The sequence below is a fragment of the Streptomyces sp. NPDC000941 genome, from assembly GCF_053599555.1.
The window spans coordinates 108,780-129,204 of record NZ_JBSFMM010000007.1 but is presented as its reverse complement, the minus strand read 5'-3'; the positions used below and the strand labels follow the sequence as shown (position 1 = coordinate 129,204).

At 71.8% G+C, this 20,425-nt stretch carries 19 protein-coding genes, 1 tRNA gene and 1 pseudogene; 13 read left to right on the top strand and 8 right to left on the bottom strand.

All coding sequences use genetic code 11. The annotated features are described in order from the left end of the window. The first annotated feature begins 105 nt into the window (after positions 1-105). A complete protein-coding gene (locus tag ACWDSL_RS04915; protein WP_450481750.1) occupies positions 106-2,310 on the top strand; it encodes a HelD family protein in 2,205 nt (734 codons plus the stop codon). A 14-nt stretch (positions 2,311-2,324) separates the two neighbouring features. After that, on the top strand, positions 2,325-3,080 hold the full coding sequence (locus ACWDSL_RS04910; protein ID WP_450481749.1) for a Crp/Fnr family transcriptional regulator: 756 nt from the start codon (positions 2,325-2,327) through the stop codon (positions 3,078-3,080). Here ACWDSL_RS04910 and ACWDSL_RS04905 read toward each other — a convergent pair. The 4 genes from ACWDSL_RS04905 to ACWDSL_RS04890 all read right to left on the bottom strand — a co-directional run bounded on the left by ACWDSL_RS04905 (position 3,068) and on the right by ACWDSL_RS04890 (position 5,727). Beyond that, entirely contained in the window at positions 3,068-3,811 is a 744-nt protein-coding gene (locus tag ACWDSL_RS04905) for a polysaccharide deacetylase family protein (RefSeq protein WP_450481747.1), read from the bottom strand. The genes ACWDSL_RS04910 and ACWDSL_RS04905 overlap by 13 nt on opposite strands. Before the next feature lie 137 nt (positions 3,812-3,948). Continuing rightward, positions 3,949-4,653, bottom strand: a complete 705-nt coding sequence (locus ACWDSL_RS04900) for a formylglycine-generating enzyme family protein (RefSeq protein WP_450481745.1) — start codon at positions 4,651-4,653, stop codon at positions 3,949-3,951. Next, positions 4,653-4,727 (bottom strand) — tRNA-Cys (locus ACWDSL_RS04895). The genes ACWDSL_RS04900 and ACWDSL_RS04895 overlap by 1 nt, the downstream gene beginning before the upstream one ends. Positions 4,728-4,854: 127 nt before the next feature. Next, positions 4,855-5,727: an alpha/beta fold hydrolase gene (locus ACWDSL_RS04890; protein ID WP_450481743.1), complete on the bottom strand. Its 873-nt coding sequence runs from the start codon at positions 5,725-5,727 to the stop codon at positions 4,855-4,857. Between the two features lie 89 nt (positions 5,728-5,816). Here ACWDSL_RS04890 and ACWDSL_RS04885 point away from each other — a divergent pair. Continuing rightward, a pseudogene (locus tag ACWDSL_RS04885) lies at positions 5,817-5,927 on the top strand (IS5/IS1182 family transposase); the annotation flags it as partial. A 21-nt stretch (positions 5,928-5,948) separates the two neighbouring features. Here ACWDSL_RS04885 and ACWDSL_RS04880 read toward each other — a convergent pair. Together ACWDSL_RS04880 and ACWDSL_RS04875 are read right to left on the bottom strand one after the other, a co-directional pair. After that, complete coding sequence (locus ACWDSL_RS04880; RefSeq protein WP_450481741.1) at positions 5,949-7,136, bottom strand: winged helix DNA-binding domain-containing protein; 1,188 nt, start codon at positions 7,134-7,136, stop codon at positions 5,949-5,951. Beyond that, positions 7,133-8,122 carry a zinc-binding dehydrogenase gene (locus tag ACWDSL_RS04875; RefSeq protein ID WP_450481739.1) on the bottom strand — a complete coding sequence of 330 codons (990 nt, stop codon included), beginning with the start codon at positions 8,120-8,122 and terminating at the stop codon, positions 7,133-7,135. The genes ACWDSL_RS04880 and ACWDSL_RS04875 overlap by 4 nt, the downstream gene beginning before the upstream one ends. Positions 8,123-8,212: 90 nt before the next feature. Between ACWDSL_RS04875 and ACWDSL_RS04870 the strand changes: the two genes are divergently transcribed. After that, on the top strand, positions 8,213-9,169 hold the full coding sequence (locus ACWDSL_RS04870; protein ID WP_450481737.1) for a helix-turn-helix transcriptional regulator: 957 nt from the start codon (positions 8,213-8,215) through the stop codon (positions 9,167-9,169). A 75-nt stretch (positions 9,170-9,244) separates the two neighbouring features. Here the strand turns inward: ACWDSL_RS04870 and ACWDSL_RS04865 are convergent, their stop codons facing one another. Further along, a complete protein-coding gene (locus ACWDSL_RS04865) occupies positions 9,245-10,006 on the bottom strand; it encodes a Clp protease N-terminal domain-containing protein (protein ID WP_450481735.1) in 762 nt (253 codons plus the stop codon). Between the two features lie 125 nt (positions 10,007-10,131). Between ACWDSL_RS04865 and ACWDSL_RS04860 the strand changes: the two genes are divergently transcribed. The 3 genes from ACWDSL_RS04860 (at position 10,132) to ACWDSL_RS04850 (ending at position 13,225) form a co-directional block, all read left to right on the top strand. Further along, entirely contained in the window at positions 10,132-11,037 is a 906-nt protein-coding gene (locus ACWDSL_RS04860; RefSeq protein WP_385621019.1) for a LysR family transcriptional regulator, read from the top strand. Between the two features lie 75 nt (positions 11,038-11,112). Then, a complete protein-coding gene (locus ACWDSL_RS04855) occupies positions 11,113-11,730 on the top strand; it encodes a cysteine dioxygenase (RefSeq protein ID WP_450481732.1) in 618 nt (205 codons plus the stop codon). A 379-nt stretch (positions 11,731-12,109) separates the two neighbouring features. Further along, positions 12,110-13,225 carry a YeiH family protein gene (locus ACWDSL_RS04850; protein ID WP_450481761.1) on the top strand — a complete coding sequence of 372 codons (1,116 nt, stop codon included), beginning with the start codon at positions 12,110-12,112 and terminating at the stop codon, positions 13,223-13,225. Between the two features lie 90 nt (positions 13,226-13,315). On the opposite strand, the gene ACWDSL_RS04845 is transcribed toward ACWDSL_RS04850, so the two are convergent. Further along, positions 13,316-13,861 (bottom strand): hypothetical protein, encoded by a 546-nt coding sequence (locus tag ACWDSL_RS04845; RefSeq protein ID WP_450481730.1) that lies wholly within the window; start codon positions 13,859-13,861, stop codon positions 13,316-13,318. Between the two features lie 312 nt (positions 13,862-14,173). Between ACWDSL_RS04845 and ACWDSL_RS04840 the strand changes: the two genes are divergently transcribed. The 6 genes from ACWDSL_RS04840 to ACWDSL_RS04815 all read left to right on the top strand — a co-directional run bounded on the left by ACWDSL_RS04840 (position 14,174) and on the right by ACWDSL_RS04815 (position 20,262). Further along, positions 14,174-15,670 carry an MFS transporter gene (locus tag ACWDSL_RS04840; RefSeq protein ID WP_450481728.1) on the top strand — a complete coding sequence of 499 codons (1,497 nt, stop codon included), beginning with the start codon at positions 14,174-14,176 and terminating at the stop codon, positions 15,668-15,670. 46 nt (positions 15,671-15,716) lie between these two features. Then, positions 15,717-15,914, top strand: coding sequence for an Arc family DNA-binding protein (locus tag ACWDSL_RS04835; RefSeq protein ID WP_311039883.1), 198 nt, complete (start codon positions 15,717-15,719; stop codon positions 15,912-15,914). Beyond that, entirely contained in the window at positions 15,915-16,298 is a 384-nt protein-coding gene (locus tag ACWDSL_RS04830) for a type II toxin-antitoxin system death-on-curing family toxin (RefSeq protein WP_450481726.1), read from the top strand. A 111-nt stretch (positions 16,299-16,409) separates the two neighbouring features. Beyond that, positions 16,410-18,209 carry a DEAD/DEAH box helicase gene (locus ACWDSL_RS04825; RefSeq protein ID WP_450481724.1) on the top strand — a complete coding sequence of 600 codons (1,800 nt, stop codon included), beginning with the start codon at positions 16,410-16,412 and terminating at the stop codon, positions 18,207-18,209. 353 nt (positions 18,210-18,562) lie between these two features. After that, positions 18,563-19,204, top strand: a complete 642-nt coding sequence (locus ACWDSL_RS04820; protein WP_089512356.1) for an IclR family transcriptional regulator — start codon at positions 18,563-18,565, stop codon at positions 19,202-19,204. 269 nt (positions 19,205-19,473) lie between these two features. Continuing rightward, positions 19,474-20,262 (top strand): S16 family serine protease, encoded by a 789-nt coding sequence (locus tag ACWDSL_RS04815; RefSeq protein WP_450481721.1) that lies wholly within the window; start codon positions 19,474-19,476, stop codon positions 20,260-20,262. Positions 20,263-20,425: the final 163 nt, after the last annotated feature.

Here is a 20,425-nt window from a genome sequence, read left to right as displayed (position 1 = left end):
TTCTGGTAGATTTTGAGGGCAGACCCGCACATGTAAGTAAATACTTACTTTCTCGGTATTTCGGCCGCATAGTGGTGCGGCCGAATTCCCGAGAGGAGCCATGTGTTGTCGCAGGCCACTGATACCGCCGCTACCGCCGCGCGGTGCCAGGTCGAGTTGGAGCAGACCCATGTGTCCGCCCTGTACGGACTGATCAGCGAGCGGATCGCCGATGCCCGGACGCAGCTGGCCGATGTGCTGAAGGCATCGGCCGGGCGGAGCGACAGCGCGGGCGAGGTGTACGAGCGCGAGGTCGCCGCCGGGCGGCTGGCGAGGGAGGTACGCAGGCTGGAAGGGGCCGAGGAGGGGCTGGTCTTCGGCCGGATCGACGGTGCGGACGGTACGGCCCTGCGCATCGGACGTCTCGGCCTGCACACGGACGAGGACGATCTGCCGCTGCTCGTGGACTGGCGCGCGGACGCGGCGCGGCCCTTCTACGAGGCGACCCCGATCCATCCGATGGGCCTGCGGCGCCGCCGTCATCTGCGGCTGGAGGGCCGCGCGGTGGCGGCGGTGAGCGATGAGCTGCTGGACGGCTCCGCCCCCACTGCCGACGACGTCGTCGGCGACGGCCCGCTGGCGGAGGCGCTGCAGGCACGGCGTACGGGACGGATGCGGACGGCGGTCGCGACGCTGCAGGCGGAGCAGGACGACGTCGTCCGGTCCCCGCACCGGGGAGTGACGGTGGTGCAGGGCGGCCCCGGCACCGGCAAGACGGTGGTGGCGCTGCACCGGGCGGCCTATGTGCTGTACGCGTTTCCGCGCGCCGCTGAGCGCGGTGTCCTGGTGCTCGGTCCGAACGCGCGGTTCCTGGACTACATCTCCCAGGTCCTGCCCTCGCTCGGGGAGAACGATGTCGTCCTGGCGACCTGTCAGGAGCTTGCCGGCGCAAGGGTCGTTCCGGACGCCGTGGAGCCGATCGACACGGCCCGCCTCAAGGGCGGCACCGCGCTGGCCGACGCCCTGGCGGGCCTGGTGCGCGCCAGGCAGGCACCGGGCGGTGACTTCGCCGTGCGCGTGGGACAGGAATGGATCCGTCTGGAGGACGGGGAGGTCGCCAGGGCACGCGACGCGGCCGTGGCAGCCGACGTGGGACACAACCGGGCGCGCCAGGTGTTCAAGGAGCTGTTGGCCGACGCCGTCACGCACGCGCTGGAACGCGGCACGGCCGAGACCCTGGAGCGCATCGACGCCGAGGTCGCGCAGAGCACCGGCCTCGACCTCGACCGGGCCGCGGCGGCCGACCTGCGCCGACTCGGCCTCGACGACGCACCGGCCGGGGGGCCGGCCGATGAGTTCGACGCGCGGGCCGTCCGGGCGAACCTCCTGGACGACGCCCACTTCGACGGTGCCGTGGAAGCGCTGTGGCCACGGCTCGCGCCCGACGACCTCGTACGGGCCCTCCTGACGGACCCCGACGCACTCGCCGAGCATCTGCCGCGGCTGACCGATGACGAACGGTCCCGGCTGCTGCACACTCCGCACACCGACGGCCGGCGGCGGACCGACGGGCGGACGGACGCGCGGACCGACGCCTGGACCGACGCGCGGACCGACGCCTGGACCGACGCCGATGTGCCGCTGCTGGACGAGGCGGCGAGCCTGCTCGACGGCCCGCCGGAGCGGACGTACGGACACGTCGTCGTCGACGAGGCGCAGGAGCTGACCGCGATGCAGTGGCGGATGGTCGTGCGCCGCTGCCCGGCCAGATCGATGACCCTGGTGGGCGACTTCGCCCAAGCCGGCCCGGCGTCGACCGCACACGACTGGCAGCAGGCCCTGAACCCCCATGTCGGCTCGCGGTTCAACCTGCACACCCTGACCGTCAGTTACCGCACCACGCAGGAGATCCTGGCCACCACCCGGGATCTGCTCGCACGTATCGCCCCCGGTCAGACCCCGAGCCGCTCGATCCGCCGCGGCGAGGTGCCCCGTACCCGCACCGCGCCTCCGCACACCCTTGCCGCCACCGTCGAGCAGGAGCTCCGGGCCCAGGCCGCGGCGCACCCCGGTGAACTGCTCGGGGTGATCTGCGCGGACACCAGGCTGGACGAGCTGACGTCCGCGGGGATCGCGCGGCAGGCGCGGCTCGTACCGGCGTCCGAGGCGCGCGGTCTGGAGTTCGACGCGGTCGTCGTCGTGGACCCGGAGGAGATCATCGCGGCCCGCTCCGGTGGCGAGCGGGACCTGTACGTCGCGCTCACCCGGGCGACGAAGCGGCTCTGCACGATCACGGTCACGGTCACGATCGCCGTCCGGTCCGATCAGTGACGTCGGGGGAGCCGTTGACGTGGCGTGTGCTGGGCGCCGTGCCGCTGTTCGCGTCGCTGCCCGAGGCGCGGCTGCGGGAGTTGTGGGCCGCGTCCGTACCGCGCGGCCACCCCGTCGGCAGCGTGCTCAGGCCGGCGGGCGCCCCCGCCGATCACCTCCTGGTGCTGCTGCGCGGCCGGGTCGCGGCGACGGGCACGACCGGCGGCGGACGCGTGGTCCGGTACGGGCAGTGGGACGGCCCGTGCGCGCTGGACAAGGTCGCGCTGCTCGACGGCCGGGGGCATACCGCCACGTTCACCGCCCTGACGTGCTGCGCGGTGCGCAGTGTGCGGCGCGAGAGGTTCCTCGGGCTCGTCGACGACACGGCCGCCGTCCGGGCCCATGTGTTCGCCGTGCTCGCCCGCCAGGCCCGCGCGCAGCAGCAACGGCTCACCGAGACCGCCACCCTCCCGGCCGAGGCCCGGCTGGCCGGCTGGCTACTCGCGCAGGCCGCCGCCTCGGCCCGGGGAGCCCGGGGAGCCCGGGGCGCCGCGGGAGCCCAGGGCGCCCCGGGGCCCGCGCGGGTGCGGATCCCCGGGACACAACAGGCGCTGGCGGACACGCTCGGCGTGACGAGAGTGACCGTCAACCGGGCGCTGGCCCGGCTCCGGCGCGACGGGCTGGTCCGCGTCGAGCGGGACTGCGTCCACCTGCTCGCCCCGGAGTCCCTGGCGCTGCGCGCGGGGGACGAGCGCGAACACGAGCACGAGCTCTGGGATCAGGGCTTGTAGACCTTGCCGGCCTCGGGCTTCCCGGGGGCCATCAGCTCGGAGACGGTGACGACCGTGTAGCCGCGCTTCTTGAGCCCTTCGAGGATCCCGGGAACGGCGGGCACGGTGCCCTTGTAGATGTCGTGCAGCAGGATGATGCCGTCGCGGTCCACCTGGTCGAGCACCCGCTTGGTGATGAGCGCGGAGTCGGTCGTCTGGTAGTCCTTCGCGGTCACGCTCCACAACACCTGCGCGATGCCGAGCTCGCGGCAGATCTTGGTGACCCGGTCATCGGTGCGGCCCTGCGGCGGACGCATCAGCAGGGGCTGCTTGGAGCCGGTGATCTTGGCGACGGCGTCCTGGGTGCGGGTGATCTCGTCGCGCACCTCGTCGTCGTCGGACTTGGTCAGGATCTTGTGCGTCCAGGTGTGGTTGGCCAGTTCATGGCCCTCCGCCGCGATACGGCGCACCATGTCGGGGTGTTTGAGGACATGGTTCTTGCCGAGCATGAAGAAGGTCGCGTGCGCGTTCTCCTTCTTCAGGATGTCCAGCAGGCGGGGCGTGTTCTCGCTGGGCCCGGCGTCGAAGGTGAGGGCGACGCACTTGGCCTTCGAACAGTCGACGGCCCCCGCCTTGACCTCCTTCCCGTCGGCCGAGGCGCGCTCACGGGCGCTGCTCGGCGCGGTCGCGTCGTACGAGGCGCCGCCGCAGCCGCTGAGGCCGAGCGCGAGGGAGGCAGCGGTCAGAAGCACGGCTATCGGCTTGGCCTTGCGCTTCCGGTCCGTCGATATGCTTTTACGTCTATACACGCAGTGTAGATGTCGCGACCAGCACAAAGGTTCGCACCGTGACCAAAAAGCGATCAGGCAGCGACCTCCGCGACATCACATCACGGCGTCAGCGACCGGGCGAGCCGAAAGCCGAGATCATCGATGCGCAGGGTCGGATGGCTCTTGCGGCGGCACGACGCCCGGCACCCCCGAGGCGGGTCGTACGCCCCTCCGCCGCGGAAGACCCGGTACGGGCCGTAGACGCCGGGGTCGTACAGATCCCAGCACCACTCCCATACGTTGCCGATCATGTCGTGGAGGCCCCAGGCGTTCGGCGCCTTGGCCGCGACCTCGTGCACCCGGTCGCCGGAGTTCCCGCGATACCAGGCGATCTCGTCGAGTTCGCCGTAGCGCACACCGGAGTCCCCGGCCCGGCACGCGTACTCCCACTCCGCCTCGGAGGGAAGCCGATAGCCGTCGGCCGCCCAGTCGCAGTCCACGTCCCGCGCGTCGGGGTCCTGCTCGCCCTGCTCGCCGCCCAGTGAGTAGCAGGGCGTGAGCCCGCTGGCCTCCGACAGCAGATTGCAGAACCGGATCGCGTCCCGCCAGGAGACCTCGGTCACCGGCGTCCGCGCCCCCGCCGCGCCGCCCGCGGGCGCCTCGCCCCGTACGGCGCCGTACAGCTCTCGGGTCACGGGGTACGGCGCCAGCCGGAAGGGCGCGACCTTCACCTGCCAGTCGGTCCGCGTGCCCTCGTCCCGCAGGACGATCTCCCCGGCGGGGACCTCCACCATGACCGTGCTCATGTCTGTGCTGATGTTCATGGAGGCCGTGGCGGGAATCGAACCCACGTAACTCGCTTTGCAGGCGAGTCCCTAAACCACTCGGGCACACGGCCGATGTCGTGCTCTCGTGCCTTCGACGATAGGGACGGGGGCGGACCGGCACAACGGCCCGGCGGGCGCTGCCATGCGACTGACATACGCCGTTCATGATGCGCGTTTGCGCTGGGCCGGGGGCGGGGTTCAGCGGTGCGTCAGGAACTCCTCGACCACCGGGCGGAAGAGCTCCGGCTCGTCGACCCACGGGTAGTGCCCCACCCCGTGCAGTGGCCGCACCCGCCCGTCCGGGAAGGACTCCGCGACCAGCTCACCGGCGCGCATACCGGTCACCGCGTCCCGGTCCCCGGTCACCACCAGCACCGGGCACGGCACCTCCCGCAGCCGCACCAGCACCGCCCGCCGCGCCGCCTCGTCCACGCCCTGCCAGAAGCCCGCGCGCGGCACCGGGCCCAGCTGTTCGCCCTCGCTCGCGGCGTGTGCGCGCTGGGGCTCGTCCCAGCGGCCGTACGCCATGGGGGCGGCCTGGAGCAGCAGTTTGCGCACCTCGGCCAGGTCGGTGGTGTCGGGCAGCAGCTGGACCGCGGCCGAGGCGCCGGGCCACCACGGCTCGGTGGCGCGGGCCTCGAAGATCTCGCGGGCGTCCTGGGGGAGTTCGCCCTGCATCCGCGCGCCGGGGCAGACCAGGATCAGGTGCGTCAGCCGCTCGGGGTGGGCGGCGGCGTACGCCTGGGCCGTCGCGGCGGCCGCGTCGTGGGCGAGCAGCGCGAACCGTTCGAGTCCGAGGTGGCCGCGGAGCGCTTCGAGGTCTTCGGCGAGGCTGGGGAAGGCGTAGCCGCTCGGTTCGGCGGCGGGCGGGGAGTCGCCGGTGCCCCGGCTGTCGGGGATGACCAGGGTGCGATCGGCGTCGAGCCCGCCGAGGTCGCCCAGATACGCGGCGTTCCGCCCCGGCCCGCCGGCCAGACAGACGAGCGGCGGTCGGTCGGCTCCGCCGCCGGTACGGGCCTCAAGGACGCGGTAGGCGAGTTCGGCGCCGTCGTACGAGGTGTAGTGGGGCATTGGTCCAGCTTGCCTGATTGTGGCGGGCATACAGTGCCCGTCACGCGGCTTACGCGGCGCCGGGCGGGTCGTCCAGGAGGTACGCCATCGTGATCGACGCCTTCCGTGACCTCGCGGACACGATCATCGCCGTTCGCAGCCTCATCCGACGAGCCTGGGCAACCCACCACTGGGACAACCGTCCGAACCGCCACCCATGACCGCACGCCTGCCACTGGACTCTACGGGGGCGTATGCGACGCTGCCCGGCCTCCCACGAATTGCAGCAGCCGGTCGGCTTCCTGTTCCAGGGCTGCCCGATCGGTTGCGCGGAGCGGTCGGAACGGGGTGAGCCGCAACGTCCCGGCGTCGATGGACCATGTTCCGTGCACCCAGCCGTCCACCAGGAAGGTGGGCCGTACCCTTGCCTGGCCGGGCATCACCCACTTCCGGTCCTCGTCGCTGATGACCCGAGTCCGGTCGGCGTGACCGAGCAGGACGTTGTCGAAGGCGGGCAGTAGCCGCACCGGAGCGAGCGTCTCGGGGTCGGGCACCTCGGCGTCGGCCAGATCGATCAGATCCCTGCCATCGGGGCCGGAGTAGTGGCGCAGTTCGGCGCGCATCTCCGCGACGACCTCGCCCAGGCGGGTCAGTCCGCACCAGGCCTGGACGTCCTTCACTCCGGCCGGGCCGAAGGCGGCCAGATAGCGGCGGATCAGCTCCTTGGCGGAATTCTTGGCGGCAGTCGCCGTCGCTGCCGTCGCCGTCGCTGCCGTCGCTGCCGTCGCTGCCGTCGCTGCCGTCGCCGTCGCTGCCGTCGCCGTCGCTGCCGTCGCTGCCGTCGCCATCGGCTGTCCCAGCCAGACCTCGGCGGGCGTGACAGAGACCGCCGACCGGTTGCCCCAGGAGCCCCATGCGCCGGTGGCCGCGCCATGGACGAGGGGGGTGCGCAATTCCACCTGCCCGGCCAGAATCCGGCCGTCGCGTCCCGGATGGCGTTCGGCCAGCCGCCGGGCCAACTCCTTGCGCGACAGCGTCCCTCCCGCGAGCAGGCCGAGTCCCTCGGCCACCAAGGACGCCGCGTCCAGACCTGTGCTGTTCCGGGCGAAGTGGGGCGAGCCGGCCGTGCGGTCGAGCACGGGCTGCAGCAGCGGCCGCAGCCAACAGAAATCGTCGGCCGCGGCGAGATGCTGGGTACTGCGGAGCAGACCGGAGCGGACCACCTGCCGGTCCTCCAGCAGTGCGGTGAGCTCGGACTGCGTGAAGGCGTGGATCCTGCTCCACAGCCCGACATAGGCCCAGTTGGGCTCCTGTGCCTGCAGTGCAACCAGCCGCCCGATCACCTCCAGCGGACTGCGATCGGTGCGCCCCAGCAGGAACTGGCGGCCCATCAGCGCCCGATTCAGGGCCCGGAGAGAGAGGGTGGTCACGACAGCCGCACCGAGACATTGCCCTGGTAGGAACCCTGCAGCAGGGAGAGGAACGCCTGCGGTACGTCCTCGATCCCACCCTCGACCACCGTCTGCGGGTAGACGAAGCGGCCCTCGCCCAGCCAGCTGCTGAAGTGCTCACGCCAGGCCGCGATCTGATCAGGCGTGTGATAGCAGGAGAACGGCAGCAGCTCGACGCCCCTGGCCTCGGCCGCCGCGCGATCCGGCCGCGGAAAGCGCTGCGCCGCGTCACCGAGCTGGCTGGACAGCGAGCCGCACAGGGCGAAGCGCGCCCCGGGCCGGGCCGCCTGCAGCGCGCCCTGGTACTGCTCGCCGCCCACGACGTCGAAGAAGACCGAGATGCCCTCGGGCGCGAGCTCCCGCAGCCGGTCGGCCGCAGAGCCGTCGTGGTAGTCGAAGGCGGCGTCGTAGCCGAGTTCGTTCACCAAGTAGTCGACCTTGGCCAGGCTGCCGGCGCTGCCGATCACCCGAGCCGCACCAAGGCACTTGGCGATCTGCCCGGCCAGCGAGCCGACCCCGCCCGCCGCGCCGGAGACGAAGACCACGTCGCCTTCACCGACGGCCGCTACCTCGGCCATCCCGTAGTAGGCGGTCGGTCCCTGGCCGAGGTAGTAGCCCGGGTCGGCGAAGAGCTCACGACTGAGCTTGACGTACGAGCCGGCCGGGCCGGCCGAGTACTCGCTCCAGCCGGTCATCGACTGGACCAGGTCGCCGACCTCGAATTCGGGGCTGTCGGATCGGACCACGGTGCCGATGGCGGCCACCCCTACCCGCTGCCCCGGCTGCCAGGCCGGGACCGGGATGGTGCAGTCGGCCCGCATCAGCTCCAGGTAGGTCGCCGCGAGTCCGATCTGGTCGGTGCGTACCAGGACCTCGCCGTCCACCACGGTCTTCGCGACGGTGAAATGGTCGAGCGTCGGGGTGCCGGTGATCTGGGCAGTCAGCTGGATCTCACGGGCGATCATTTTCGTCCTTACCTCGGGTGTGGCCGTCGAGACCGACTCTAGGAAGGCTTCAGGCCAGTTTCTGACCGGAAGTCGAGGCAGGATGCCGCCATGGCGAACACCAGCTCACGGACCCTCAGACTGCTCTCGCTGCTGCAGACCCACCGGCACTGGTCCGGCCCGGAACTGGCCGACCGGCTCGGGGTCTCCGAGCGGACGCTGCGCCGCGATGTCGAGCGGCTGCGCGAGCTCGGCTACCCGGTCGGCGCGGCCCGGGGCACCGACGGCGGCTACCAGCTCGCGCCCGGCGCCGTCCTGCCGCCGCTGCTGCTGGACGACGAGGAGGCGGTGGCCCTCGCAGTGGGCGTCGGCGACGCGGCGCAGAGCGGGATCGCGGGGATGGAAGAGGCGTCGCTGCGCGCACTCACCAAGGTGGTACGGGTCCTGCCGCCCCGGCTGCGGGCCAGGGTGGACGCCCTGCGGGCGATGACCCTCTCCGCTGTCGTGTCCGGGCCGGTCGTCGCGGCGGGGGTGCTCACCACGGTCGCCCAGGCTTGCCGGGACGAGGAGCGGCTGCGGTTCGGCTATACGGCCAGGGGCTCCGCACCCACTGAGCGCGAGGTCGAGCCGCACCGCGTCGTCGCACTCGGCGGACGCTGGTACCTGGTGGCCTACGACCTGGATCGGCACGACTGGCGTAGTTTCCGCCTCGACCGGCTGACCGAGCCGACGGCGACCGGCACGCGCTTCCGGTCGCGCCTGCTCCCGGCCGAGGACGCCGTGGCCTTCGTCCAGGCAGCGAGCGGGGCCCCGGCTCCGTACACCGTCGAGGTCCTTGTGCACGCGCCCTCCTCGCGGGTGCGGCAGGTGGTCGGCCGCTGGGGCTCGATCGAACCGCTCGATCAGGACAGCTGCCGACTCACCATGACCTCGACCTCCCTCGACTGGCCGACCCAGGCACTGGGCAACGTGGGCGCCGAGTTCGAGGTCCTGGGGCCGCCGGAGTTCGCCACGTACGTCCAGGAGTGGGGCGCCCGCTTCATCCGGGCCACCCGCGCACCCACATGACCTTCCTCGCCGTGACACCGCGACGGTGTGCCCGGTTTGCTGCCGGGCGCGCCCCCGCGCCAATCTGCGCGACCTCTACGTCGCCTGTTTCTGGGCTGAGCCGGCCGCCGCGCCGAGGGTTTCCGCGCTCAGGCCCGCCTCGTCGAGTACCGCCGCCGCCACCCCGCGGCCGATCCGGGCGAGCCCCAGAAGCAGATGGTCGCAGTCGATATGAGCCGAGCCCGTCTCCTGCGACCGCTCCTGCGACCGCTCCTCCGACAGTCCCTCCGCCAGTCCCTCCGCCAGTTCCTCCGCGAGGGCGATGGCCTTGCGGGAGTAGGGGGTCCAGGCGATGCGTTCGGCCGCCTGTGACGCCCCCATGCTCAGCCGGTCGCCGATGGCCCTGTGCAGGGTCTCGGGCGATGCGCCGGCGGCGCTCAGGAGGCGGGTGGCGCTGTTGTCCTCGGCGGTGAGGCCCCAGAGCAGATGCTCGGTCCCGATGTAGTTGTTGCGGTGCTGCACCGCGGCCCGTTTGACGTGCGTCATGGCCTGGCGGAGTTCTTCGCTCATCGTCTCGGGGCCGTAGCGCTTATGGGGTGCGTGGAAGCGCTGCTGCACGGCCTGCCGGGTCACGCCGAGGGCCGTACCGATGTCCGTCCATGAGCGGCCGTGCATCCGGCAGTGCTCGACGTAGTCCTCGACCAGGTCGTCGGCGAGGGCCTGCAGCCGGCCGGCCAGGTCTGCCGCGGTGGTCAGGAGGGCCAGCCAGTCGGGCTGCTCCTGTCCGCCGGGGCGGTGGGCGGTGGCGCAGGTCCGGTCGACTTCCGCGATGAGGTCGTCAAGATCGGGGATCGTCATGAGGCAAGTACGCCTTGACAGTTTGGATTTGTCAAGGCGTACTTGCCTAGGCGGGTTTGGCGGGTGATCCAAAAGCGAGGGAGGGGAGATGTGCCCGAACCCCAAGTTGCGCTTATGATTCGAGGGTGTTCGACTCCCGGCACATCAAGACGTTCCACGAGGTGGTCCGCGTCGGCTCGTACTCCGCCGCTGCCCGCTCCCTCGGCTATACGCAACCGGCGATCACGCAGCAGATGAAGGCGCTGGAACGGGAGGTCGGCAGCCCGCTCTTCGTCCGCGTCGGCCGTGGCATGCGGCTCACCGAGGCCGGGGAGACCCTGGCCCGCCACGCGGACGTCATCCTCGACTCCATCTCCGCCGCCCGGCAGCAGCTCAACGCCATCACCCGGCTGCGCGCCGGCCACGTACGCCTCTGCGGCTTCCCCAGCGCCAACGCCACCCTCATCCCCGAGGCCATGGCCCGCCTCGCCGCCGCCCACCCGGGGGTGCGGGTGGAACTGCTCGAAGGCGAGCCGCCCGAGTCGCTGGGGCGGGTGGTGCGCGGCGAATGCGACATCACGCTCGCCTTCACCTACCCGGGCCTGCGCGAGCAGGCCCCCGCCGAACTGGTCGAGATCCCCCTGCTCGAAGACCAGCTGACCGTGCTGCTGCCCACCGGCCATCCGCTGGCCCGGCGGCGGGCCGTCAAGCTCACGGAGCTGAGCGGGGAGCGCTGGATAGCGGGCTGTCTGCGCTGCCGCGCCAACTTTCTGCACGAGTGCGCTGAGCAAGGCTTCGCCCCCGATATCGCCTTTACGACGGACGACAACCTGGTCATCCAGAGCATGGTCGCGGCGGGGCTCGGCGTGGCGATGATGCCCGGGCTCGTCCTCTCCTTCCTCTGCCACCAGAAGGTCACCGGCCGCGCCCTGGAGCCCGCCTCGCGCCGCCATGTCTCGGCGTACGTGCTGCGGGAGCATCTGCGGGTGCCGGCGACGGAGATGGTGCTGGAGGAGCTGAAGGCGGTGGCGGCGAACCGGGTCGGCTGCTGACCCATAAGCAGCTGTTGAGGTTCGCGAAGAAACCGTCGTTGGACGTGATGGTTCCGGCGGCAGGACCCTGCGGCCATGACCACTCCGACCGCCACCGCGCCGCCTGTTCCCGCGTCGCCTGCCTCCGCGCTGTCTGCCTCCGCGCCGTCCGCCTTGCGCCGGACCGCGCGTATGAGCACGTTCGTCGACGAGGTACGCGAGGCCGTCGGGCGTGGCCTGGCGCCGGACCTGACCGCCCAGCTGGTCGCCGACCGCCTCGCCCCCCACCTGGGCGCGCCCGACCTGCTCACCGCGGCCCAACGGCAGGGCGACGCCGCGAGCTACCGCCAGCACCTCCTGCACGCCGAACCCGACGGCAGCTTCTCCGTCGTCGCCCTCGTCTGGCTGCCCGGCCAGCGCACCGCCATCCACGACCACGTCTCGTGGTGCGTGGCCGGTGTCCACGAGGGCCAGGAACGCGAGCGCCGCTACGACCTCGTCCCCGACGGCACCACCTCCCGCCTGGTCGCGGTGGCGGAGGTGACCAACCCGCTCGGCTCGGTGGCCGGGTTCGCGCCGCCGGGAGATATCCACAGGGTGTGGAACGCGGGTGCGGGCATGGCGATCTCCATCCACGTCTACGGCGCGGACGTCGCCCGGCTGGGCAGCAGCGTCCGGCGCGTGTACGCCCTGCCGGAGGGTGAGGACCTGTGAGCCCGCGGCGCCGCCGCCCTGGAACGGCGGCGGCCGTGACGCCCGGCCGAGGGCGAGACCAGGGCTGGGGCTGGGGCCGATGCGGGTGGGCTGGGCCATGGCGCTGACGGACGCGCGGGGCGGCCCGTCGGGCGCCGAGGGCGCGCCGGGTGCCGACGGGGCGGGCGCGGCGTGGGCGCCGGGTGCCGACGGTGTGCCGGGCGTGCGCGGCGCGGCCGCGGGGCCGGGGGCGACTGTGTGTCGTACGGCGGGCGGCACGGCGGACGGCGCGGCGCCTGGGCACCCCGCGCCCGGCGGCACTCCGACGCGGCCGTCGGGTGCGGCTGGCGCGGGCACGGGACCCCACGGCACGGCGTCCGCGCCTTGCGCGCCCGAGGCCGTGGCGCCTGCGGTGTCCCGCCGCGCGGCGCGGATTCGGGTTCTTTTGCCCGGGTTGGGGCTCGGTGGGCTCGGGGTGGCGGGGGCTTGGGCGGTGCACCTGGCGGTGCCAGGCGTGCCGATGCTGACCGTTGCCGTCGTGCTGGGCATCCTCGCCGCGCATCTGCCGGGCACGCGCGGGGTCGTACGGGGCGGTGGCCGGGCCGGGCTGTCGTTCGCGGGGAAGCGGCTGATGCGCCTGGGCGTGGTGCTGCTCGGGCTCAAGCTCAGCCTGGACGATGTGCTGGGCCTCGGCTGGGCGAGCGTGGCGATGGTGTGCGGCGTGGTCGCGGCCACGTTCTTCGGTACGTGGTGGCTCGGCCGCCGGATGGGTCTGCGCGGCGACCAGCCGCTGCTGGTCGCCACCGGCTACGCGATCTGCGGCGCGTCCGCGATCGGCGCGGTCAGCGAGGTGTCGGACAGCGATGAGCGCGACGTCGCGACGTCCGTGGCCCTGGTGACGCTGTGCGGGACGCTCGCCATCGCCGTACTGCCGCTGCTCCAGCACCCGCTGGGGCTCAGCGACGCGCGGTTCGGCCGGTGGGTCGGGGCGAGCGTGCACGATGTGGGGCAGGTCGTGGCCGCCGCGCAGACGGCCGGGCCGTCGGCGCTGGGCGAGGCGGTGCTCGTGAAGCTGATGCGGGTGGCGCTGCTGGCGCCGCTCGTCGCGGCGGTCGCCGTCTCCGTACGGGCCCGGCGGGCGCGGGGGGCCGAGCAGGCCGAGCAGGCCGAGCAGGCCCAGTCGGCCCAGCAGGACCAGGTCGGCGGGGAAGCCCGGCTCGGTGAGGAGGCCGGACGTACCGACCCCGCGACCCGGCGGCCACCCCTCGTGCCGCTGTTCGTCCTCGGCTTCCTGGCCATGGTCGCCGTGCGCAGTACGGACCGGCTGCCGTCCGCCGCGCTCGACACCGCCGCGACCGCCCAGGAGCTGCTGCTCGCCGCCGCCCTCTTCGGCCTCGGCAGCGCGGTGCACCTGCCCTCGCTGGCCCGTACGGGCGGGCGCGTGGCGGCGCTCGGGCTGTGTGCGTGGGTCGTGGTCGCGGGCGTCGGCTACGGCGGGGTGCTGCTTACGACGTAACGGTCGCGGCGCCCAAAGGGCGGTGTGGGGCCCGGCGGCCGCTCCGGGCCCCGGCCCCCGTCGCCTGCCCCATTCGCCTTACGACGCGTATTACGACGCGTAGATCTCGGTCATCTCCGTGATCTTGCCATTGCCGTCGACCGTGATTTCGTAGAAGTTCCGGCCCCAGCAGTCGCCGGCGTCCACCTTCGACTGCCCGCCGTCGTACTGCTTGCCCTTGGGGTCCGCACACGTCTTGATGTGCGCGATGCCGCCGTTCTGGGCGGTCAGGGCCCGCTGTGTGGAGTCCTTCTTGCTGATGATCGTCACCCTGGCGCCGCCCGAGGCGACGGAGTAGGTGTGCAGCGCCCCGACCGCCCGGTACGCCTTGCCCTGGTGCGAGCTCGTGGTGCACTGCCGCTTGGCGTTCTTGGCGATGATGTTGTTCATCGCGCCTTCGACGTTGTTGATCCAGATGACCTTGCGGCCGTTGGCGGTCGTCGAGCAGCCGCCGCTGCCGTTCCCGCCCCCGTTCTTGATCTTCTTGCCGTACTTCTTCTTGTTGGCCTTCTTCGCGGCGTGGCTTCTCGAGGAGTGCGAGCTGCCGCTGCTGCCACCGCTGCAGGCGGTGAGGGTGAGCGCTGCGGTGACAAGCACGGCAGTGGCGAAAAATGGGCGGATGGCTGGGCGGCTGGAAGGCACGATTCCCCCGTGGTGCGGGCCTGGTCGTCCACGATCAGGCATGGAGTGAGGTTGAGGCCGAACATCGCGAAGAAGGCTGTGTGGCGACCTGGCCGAAAGTCTATGGGTGTGAGCATGGCGAACCGATGTCGCTTACCGAATCCTGAATGACCGGTTTCGAATCTGTGACGCCGATCGCGGCAGGCTGCCGAGCCTAGGACCGAGGGCCGAGGCCATCTCCGCCCCGCGCCAGGTGTGTCCCACGGAAACGCCTCTTACGCTGGCGTGATGACCGCTATCGACCCGCGCGACACCGACGTCGCGCACAGTCCCACCGCACCAGCCGACGCCGAAGACACAGCCAACGCCGAAGACATAACCGACACCGAAGCCGAAGACGGCGGCGGCTCCGTACTCGGGCGGCGCTACCGCGCCCTCACCCTCGGCATCGTGTCCGTCGTCTCCCTCATCGCCTTCGAGGCGAGCGCGGTCAACACGGCGATGCCGGTCGCGGCCCGCGCCCTCGACGGGGTCGAGCTGTACGCGTACGCCTTCTCCGCGTACTTCACCGCGAGCCTGTTCGCGATGGCGCTGTCGGGCGAGTGGTGCGACCGCAGGGGGCCGCTCGCGCCGCTGTTCGCCGGGATCGCGGCCTTCGGGGCCGGTCTTGTGCTCTCCGGCTCGGCGCAGGACATGTGGACGTTCGTGGGCGGGCGCGCGGTGCAGGGGATCGGCGGCGGGCTGGTGATCGTCGCGCTGTACGTACTGGTCGGCCGCGCGTATCCGCAACGGCTGCAACCCGCCGTGCTGGCCTCCTTCTCCGCCGCCTGGGTGCTGCCGGTGATCGTCGGACCGCTGGTCGCGGGGACGGTCACCGAACAGGCCGGATGGCGCTGGGTCTTCCTGTCCATCCCGGTGCTGATACTGCTGCCGCTCGCGGTGATGCTGCCCGCCCTGCGCAAGGTGGACCGGGGCGAGCCCTCCCCGGCCATGAACCGCCGCCGCATCCTCCTCGCACTCGCCGTCGCGTCCGGCGCGGGCCTGCTGCAGTACGCGGGCCAGGACCTGGCCTGGATCTCCCTGCTCCCCGCCGCGGCGGGCCTCGCGCTGCTCGTCCCCTGCGTGCTGCGGCTGCTGCCCCGGGGCACCTTCCGGGCCGCCCGCGGGCTGCCGGCCGTGGTGCTGCTGCGCGGTGTCGCGGCGGGCTCCTTCCTCGGCGCGGAGAGCTTCGTACCGCTGATGCTCGTCACCGAGCGCGGCCTGTCGGCCACGGCGGCCGGGCTCTCGCTCACCGGTGGCGGACTGACCTGGGCGCTCGGCTCGTACACCCAGAGCCGCCCGCGTTTGGAGCCGCACCGCGAGCGGCTGATGGCGGGCGGCATGCTGCTGATCGCGCTGTCCATCGGCCTGGTCCCGCTGGCGCTCGTCGACTCCGTACCGGCGTGGCTGGTCGCCGTGGCGTGGGTGATCGGCGGCTACGGGATGGGGCTGGTCATCTCCAGCGGCAGCGTGCTGCTCCTCAAGCTCTCCGGCCCCAAGGAGGCGGGCAGCAACTCCGCCTCCCTCCAGGTCTCCGACGCGCTCGGCAACATCACGCTGGTGGGGCTGAGCGGTGTGCTGTTCGTGGGCTTCGGCGGCGGCTCGGTGGCGGGGGGCCACGTGGGAGAGGGGGCCACGGCGGGGACGGGGCACCCGGGGGCGTTCGCGGCGGTGTACGTGGCGATGGCGGCGGTGGCGCTGCTGGGGGCGGCGCTGACGACGCGGCTGCGGCCCGCCACTCAATAGAGTGGTACCACTTTGACCCCAGAAGTGGTACCGTGCTGGTATGGCAATGAATCTCCGTCTGCGCGACGACCAGCAAGAGGCGCTCAAGCAGCGGGCCGAAGAGGAAGGCCGCAGCATGCACGCCATAGTGCTTCAGGCGATCGACCGGTATCTGGAGCAAGAGGCTGACCGGGAATCCGTCCGGCGCCTGGGGGCGAAGTACGCGGCACGCCATGCGGACCTGCTGCGGAGGCTGGGGGAGTAAGTGAAGTACCTGACGGTCCAGGAAGTGCTGGACCTCACGGAAATGGCCTGTGGGGGGCAGCAGATCGCAGTGCGTGATCTGGGGCTGCTGAGCTCGGCGGTGCACCGCCCGCAGTCGCAGATGTTCGGCATCGAGGCCTACGCCGACCTGTTCGAGAAGGCGGCCGCGCTGCTCCAGTCGCTCGCCGTCAACCACCCCTTGGTGGACGGCAACAAGCGCATGTGCTGGATGTCCACGGTCGTCTTCCTCGACATCAACGGCACGGAGATGCTCGACGTCGACCAGGACGAGGCGTACAAGCTCGTCGTCGGCGTGGCCGCGGGCGTGGTCGAGGACGTCGAAGACATCGCGGCCGGACTGCGCGCGCTGCACGCGGCGATGTGAGCTGAATCCCACCTCCGGGTGGACCCGGGGCGTAGCCCCCAAGCGTGAAGGATGGCACCGGTAGGCTGACGCGGTCCTCGAACCCCCTCGCCGATCGGCCCGACGGAGACCGTGACTACTACCGCCTCCTCCACCACCAGCCATCACCTCTCGCCCGCCTTCCCCGGGCGGGCCCCTTGGGGTACCGCGAGCAAGCTGCGCGCCTGGCAACAGGGCGCGATGGAGAAGTACGTACAGGAGCAGCCCCGCGACTTCCTCGCGGTCGCCACCCCCGGCGCCGGCAAGACCACCTTCGCGCTGACGCTCGCCTCCTGGCTGCTGCACCACCACGTCGTGCAACAGGTGACGGTCGTCGCGCCGACCGAGCATCTGAAGAAGCAGTGGGCGGAGGCCGCGGCCCGGATAGGCATCAAGCTGGACCCCGAGTACAGCGCGGGGCCCGTCGGGCGGGATTACCACGGCGTCGCCGTCACCTACGCGGGCGTCGGCGTACGGCCGATGCTGCACCGCAACCGCTGCGAGCAGCGCAAGACCCTCGTCATCCTCGACGAGATCCACCATGCCGGCGACTCCAAGTCCTGGGGCGAGGCGTGCCTGGAGGCGTTCGAGCCGGCCACCCGCCGGCTCGCGCTGACCGGCACCCCCTTCCGGTCCGACACCAACCCCATCCCCTTCGTCGCCTACGAGGAGGGGAACGACGGCATCCGGCGCTCGGCCGCCGACTACACATACGGATACGGCAGCGCCCTGAACGACGGCGTCGTCCGGCCGGTCATCTTCCTCTCCTACAGCGGCAACATGCGCTGGCGGACCAAGGCCGGCGACGAACTCGAAGCGCGCCTCGGCGAGCCGATGACCAAGGACGCCGTCTCACAGGCCTGGCGCACCGCGCTCGACGCGCGCGGCGACTGGATGCCGAACGTGCTGCGCGCCGCCGACCAGCGGCTCACCGAGGTCCGCAAGTCCATCCCGGACGCGGGCGCGCTCGTCATCGCGACCGACCAGGACTCGGCGCGCGCGTACGCCAAGCTGATCCGCGAGATCACCGGCAGCAAAGCCACCATCGTGCTGTCCGACGACTCCGGGGCCTCGCAGCGCATCGAGGACTTCACCCACTCCGAAGACCGCTGGATGGTCGCGGTCCGCATGGTGTCGGAAGGCGTGGACGTGCCGCGCCTGGCCGTCGGCGTGTACGCGACCACGATCTCCACCCCGCTGTTCTTCGCGCAGGCCGTCGGCCGTTTCGTACGGTCCCGGCGGCGCGGCGAGACCGCCTCCGTCTTCCTGCCCACCATCCCCATGCTGCTCGGCTTCGCGAACGAGATGGAGGTCGAACGCGACCACGTCCTCGACAAGCCCAAGAAGGAGGGCGAGGAGGAGGACCCGTACGCCGAGGAGGAGAAGCTTCTCCAGGAGGCCGAGAAGCAGCAGGACGAGGACACCGGCGAGCAGGACATGCTGCCCTTCGAGGCGCTGGAGTCGGACGCGGTCTTCGACCGAGTGCTCTACGACGGTGCCGAGTTCGGCATGCAGGCGCACCCGGGCAGCGAGGAGGAACAGGACTACCTCGGCATCCCCGGGCTCCTGGAGCCCGACCAGGTGCAGATGCTGCTCCAGCGGCGGCAGGCACGGCAGATCGCGCACAGCCGCAAGAAGCCGGACACTGAGGCTGACCTGCTGGAACTCCCGGCGGAGCGGCGGCCGGTCGTCACTCACAAGGAGCTGCTCGAGCTGCGCAAGGAGCTCAACTCCTTGGTGGGGGCGTACGTCCACCAGAGCGGTAAGCCGCACGGGGTGATCCACACCGAACTGCGCCGGGTGTGCGGCGGGCCGCCGAGCGCGGAGGCGACGGCGGGGCAGATCCGGGAGCGGATCAAGAAGGTGCGGGAGTGGGCGACACGGATGCGGTGACGGCGTACGCCGTGACGCCGTACCCGGCGCCCACGGCGCTGTAAGTCTGCGGAAGGGCTTCCCCGTAAGCCCTTCCGCCTTGTATATGAACCCGTCGTGGAATCGGGGCGAAAGCCCACCATCCCGGCGTATATACGACCCCTCGCAGGGTAGCTCTGCTCGGATTCTGGACAAACTCTTTCGCTTAGCGGACCAGCTCGCTACCGTTCCGGCCAACGCACACGCCCCGTGGCAGCGCCGCCGCGGAGCGCAGCCGGTGCGTGCGACCACGACCGGCGGCCTCTGGCGCGCCGTCGTCGGGACCGGCGGCGCCCTCTGCCAAGAGCCGCCACTCATACAGAGGAGGGGGCGTCGTGACCGCGGAGACCTCCCAGACGCTCGACCGAGGACTGCGCGTCCTCAAACTGCTCGCCGACACCGACCACGGGCTGACCGTGACCGAGCTGTCCAACAAGCTCGGCGTCAACCGCACCGTGGTGTACCGCCTGCTGGCCACGCTCGAACAGCACTCCCTCGTACGCCGCGACATCGGCGGCCGCGCGCGGGTGGGGCTCGGCGTGCTGCAGCTCGGCCGCCAGGTCCATCCGCTGCTGCGCGAGGCGGCGCTGCCCGCGCTGCGCGCCCTCGCCGACGACATCGGCGCCACCGCGCATCTCACCCTGGTCGACGGCGCGGAGGCGCTGGCGGTCGCGGTCGTCGAACCGACCTGGACCGACTACCACGTCGCCTACCGAGCCGGCTTCCGCCACTCCCTGGACCGCGGCGCCGCGGGCCGCGCCATCCTGTCCGCCCGCTCGGGCCGGGGCGGCGACCCCGGCTACGTCCTCACCCACGGCGAACTGGAAGCGGGCGCGAGCGGCGCGGCCGCGCCCCTGGTCGGGGTGACCGGGATCGAGGGCAGCGTGGGCGTGGTGATGCTCTGCGACGCGGTGCCGGAACGGGTCGGTCCACGCGTAGTGGACGCGGCCCGCGAGGTCGCTGACGCCCTGCGCTGACGCCCTGCGCTGACGGCCTGCGCTGACGGCCTGCGCTGACGGTCCGCGCCGCGGTCTGGGGCGGATGCTCCACGCCGCGGCTTGGGGCTGATGTCTGCGCTGACGGCTGCCGCGAGGCCTGCCGCCTGCCGCCGCCGGCGACCCCGTGCTGTCGGGCGCCGTGCTGATCACCGCCGGCCACGGCGGGCGGCGGCCACGGCGGTGGGGCCGGGGCGGCCAGCCGCCGGGGCGACGCACCTCGCACCCCGGGAGTCAACTAGATTCACACCATGCCTGCCGTCTCCCCGCGTGCCCGGATCGTCGCGATCTGCTCCGCGCCCGTTATCGCCCTCCTCGCGGTTGCCGCCTTCGCGCCGCTGCCTTTTTCCGTGGCGGAGCCCGGCACGACCGTGAATGTGCTCGGTTCGGACCACGGTGGGCCGGTGATCAAGATCTCCGAGGCGAAGGCCCGTAAGACCACCGGGCAGCTGCGGATGACGACGATCGCGGCGACCGGGCCGGACGCCACGGTTCGGCTGAAGGACGTCATCAGCGGCTGGCTCGACACCGACCGCGCCGTGATGCCGCGCGACTCCGTCTACCCCGTCGGCAACTCGACCAAGGAGATCGAGGCGCACAACGCCAAGGAGATGGAGGAGTCCCAGGACGACGCCACCAAGGCCGCGCTCGGCTATCTCCACCTCTCCTCCAAGGACGTCAAGGTGCGGCTGCGCCTCGCGGACGTGGGCGGGCCGAGCGCCGGGCTGCTGTTCTCGCTCGGGATCGTGGACAAGCTCGACGGGGACGGGCGCGGCGGCGATCTCACCGGCGGCCGTACGATCGCGGGGACCGGCACGATCACGGCGGGCGGCAAGGTGGGCGCGGTGGGCGGGGTGCCGCTCAAGACGCAGGCGGCCCGGCGGGACGGGGCGACGGTGTTCCTGGTTCCGAAGGCGGAGTGTTCGGACGCCAAGGCCGAACTCCCCAAGGGGCTGCGGCTGATCCCCGTCACCACGCTCAAGGGCGCGGTCAACTCGCTGGTGGCGCTGAAGTCAGGCAGCCAGGTGCCGCACTGCTGACTCAACACTGCTGATTCAACACCGCTGACTCACCACCGCAGAGCGGCTGTTGAGCCACAGCCGAGCGGTCGACCGTCGTAGAGGCCTGTCATAGCCGGCAGCATGTCCACACCCCTTGATCCGCTTGTGTGGGTTCCGACCGTGGGCGGTCATGAACTGGCCC

What these genes read in the sequence shown, in the direction of transcription:
- ACWDSL_RS04900 (WP_450481745.1), bottom strand. Translation starts at nt 4,653, where the DNA reads ATGAACATCAGCACAGACATGAGCACGGTCATGGTGGAGGTCCCCGCC.
- ACWDSL_RS04890 (WP_450481743.1), bottom strand. Translation starts at nt 5,727, where the DNA reads ATGCCCCACTACACCTCGTACGACGGCGCCGAACTCGCCTACCGCGTC.
- ACWDSL_RS04875 (WP_450481739.1), bottom strand. Translation starts at nt 8,122, where the DNA reads ATGATCGCCCGTGAGATCCAGCTGACTGCCCAGATCACCGGCACCCCG.
- ACWDSL_RS04870 (WP_450481737.1), top strand. Translation starts at nt 8,213, where the DNA reads ATGGCGAACACCAGCTCACGGACCCTCAGACTGCTCTCGCTGCTGCAG.
- ACWDSL_RS04865 (WP_450481735.1), bottom strand. Translation starts at nt 10,006, where the DNA reads ATGACGATCCCCGATCTTGACGACCTCATCGCGGAAGTCGACCGGACC.
- ACWDSL_RS04855 (WP_450481732.1), top strand. Translation starts at nt 11,113, where the DNA reads ATGACCACTCCGACCGCCACCGCGCCGCCTGTTCCCGCGTCGCCTGCC.
- ACWDSL_RS04840 (WP_450481728.1), top strand. Translation starts at nt 14,174, where the DNA reads ATGACCGCTATCGACCCGCGCGACACCGACGTCGCGCACAGTCCCACC.
- ACWDSL_RS04835 (WP_311039883.1), top strand. Translation starts at nt 15,717, where the DNA reads ATGAATCTCCGTCTGCGCGACGACCAGCAAGAGGCGCTCAAGCAGCGG.
- ACWDSL_RS04815 (WP_450481721.1), top strand. Translation starts at nt 19,474, where the DNA reads ATGCCTGCCGTCTCCCCGCGTGCCCGGATCGTCGCGATCTGCTCCGCG.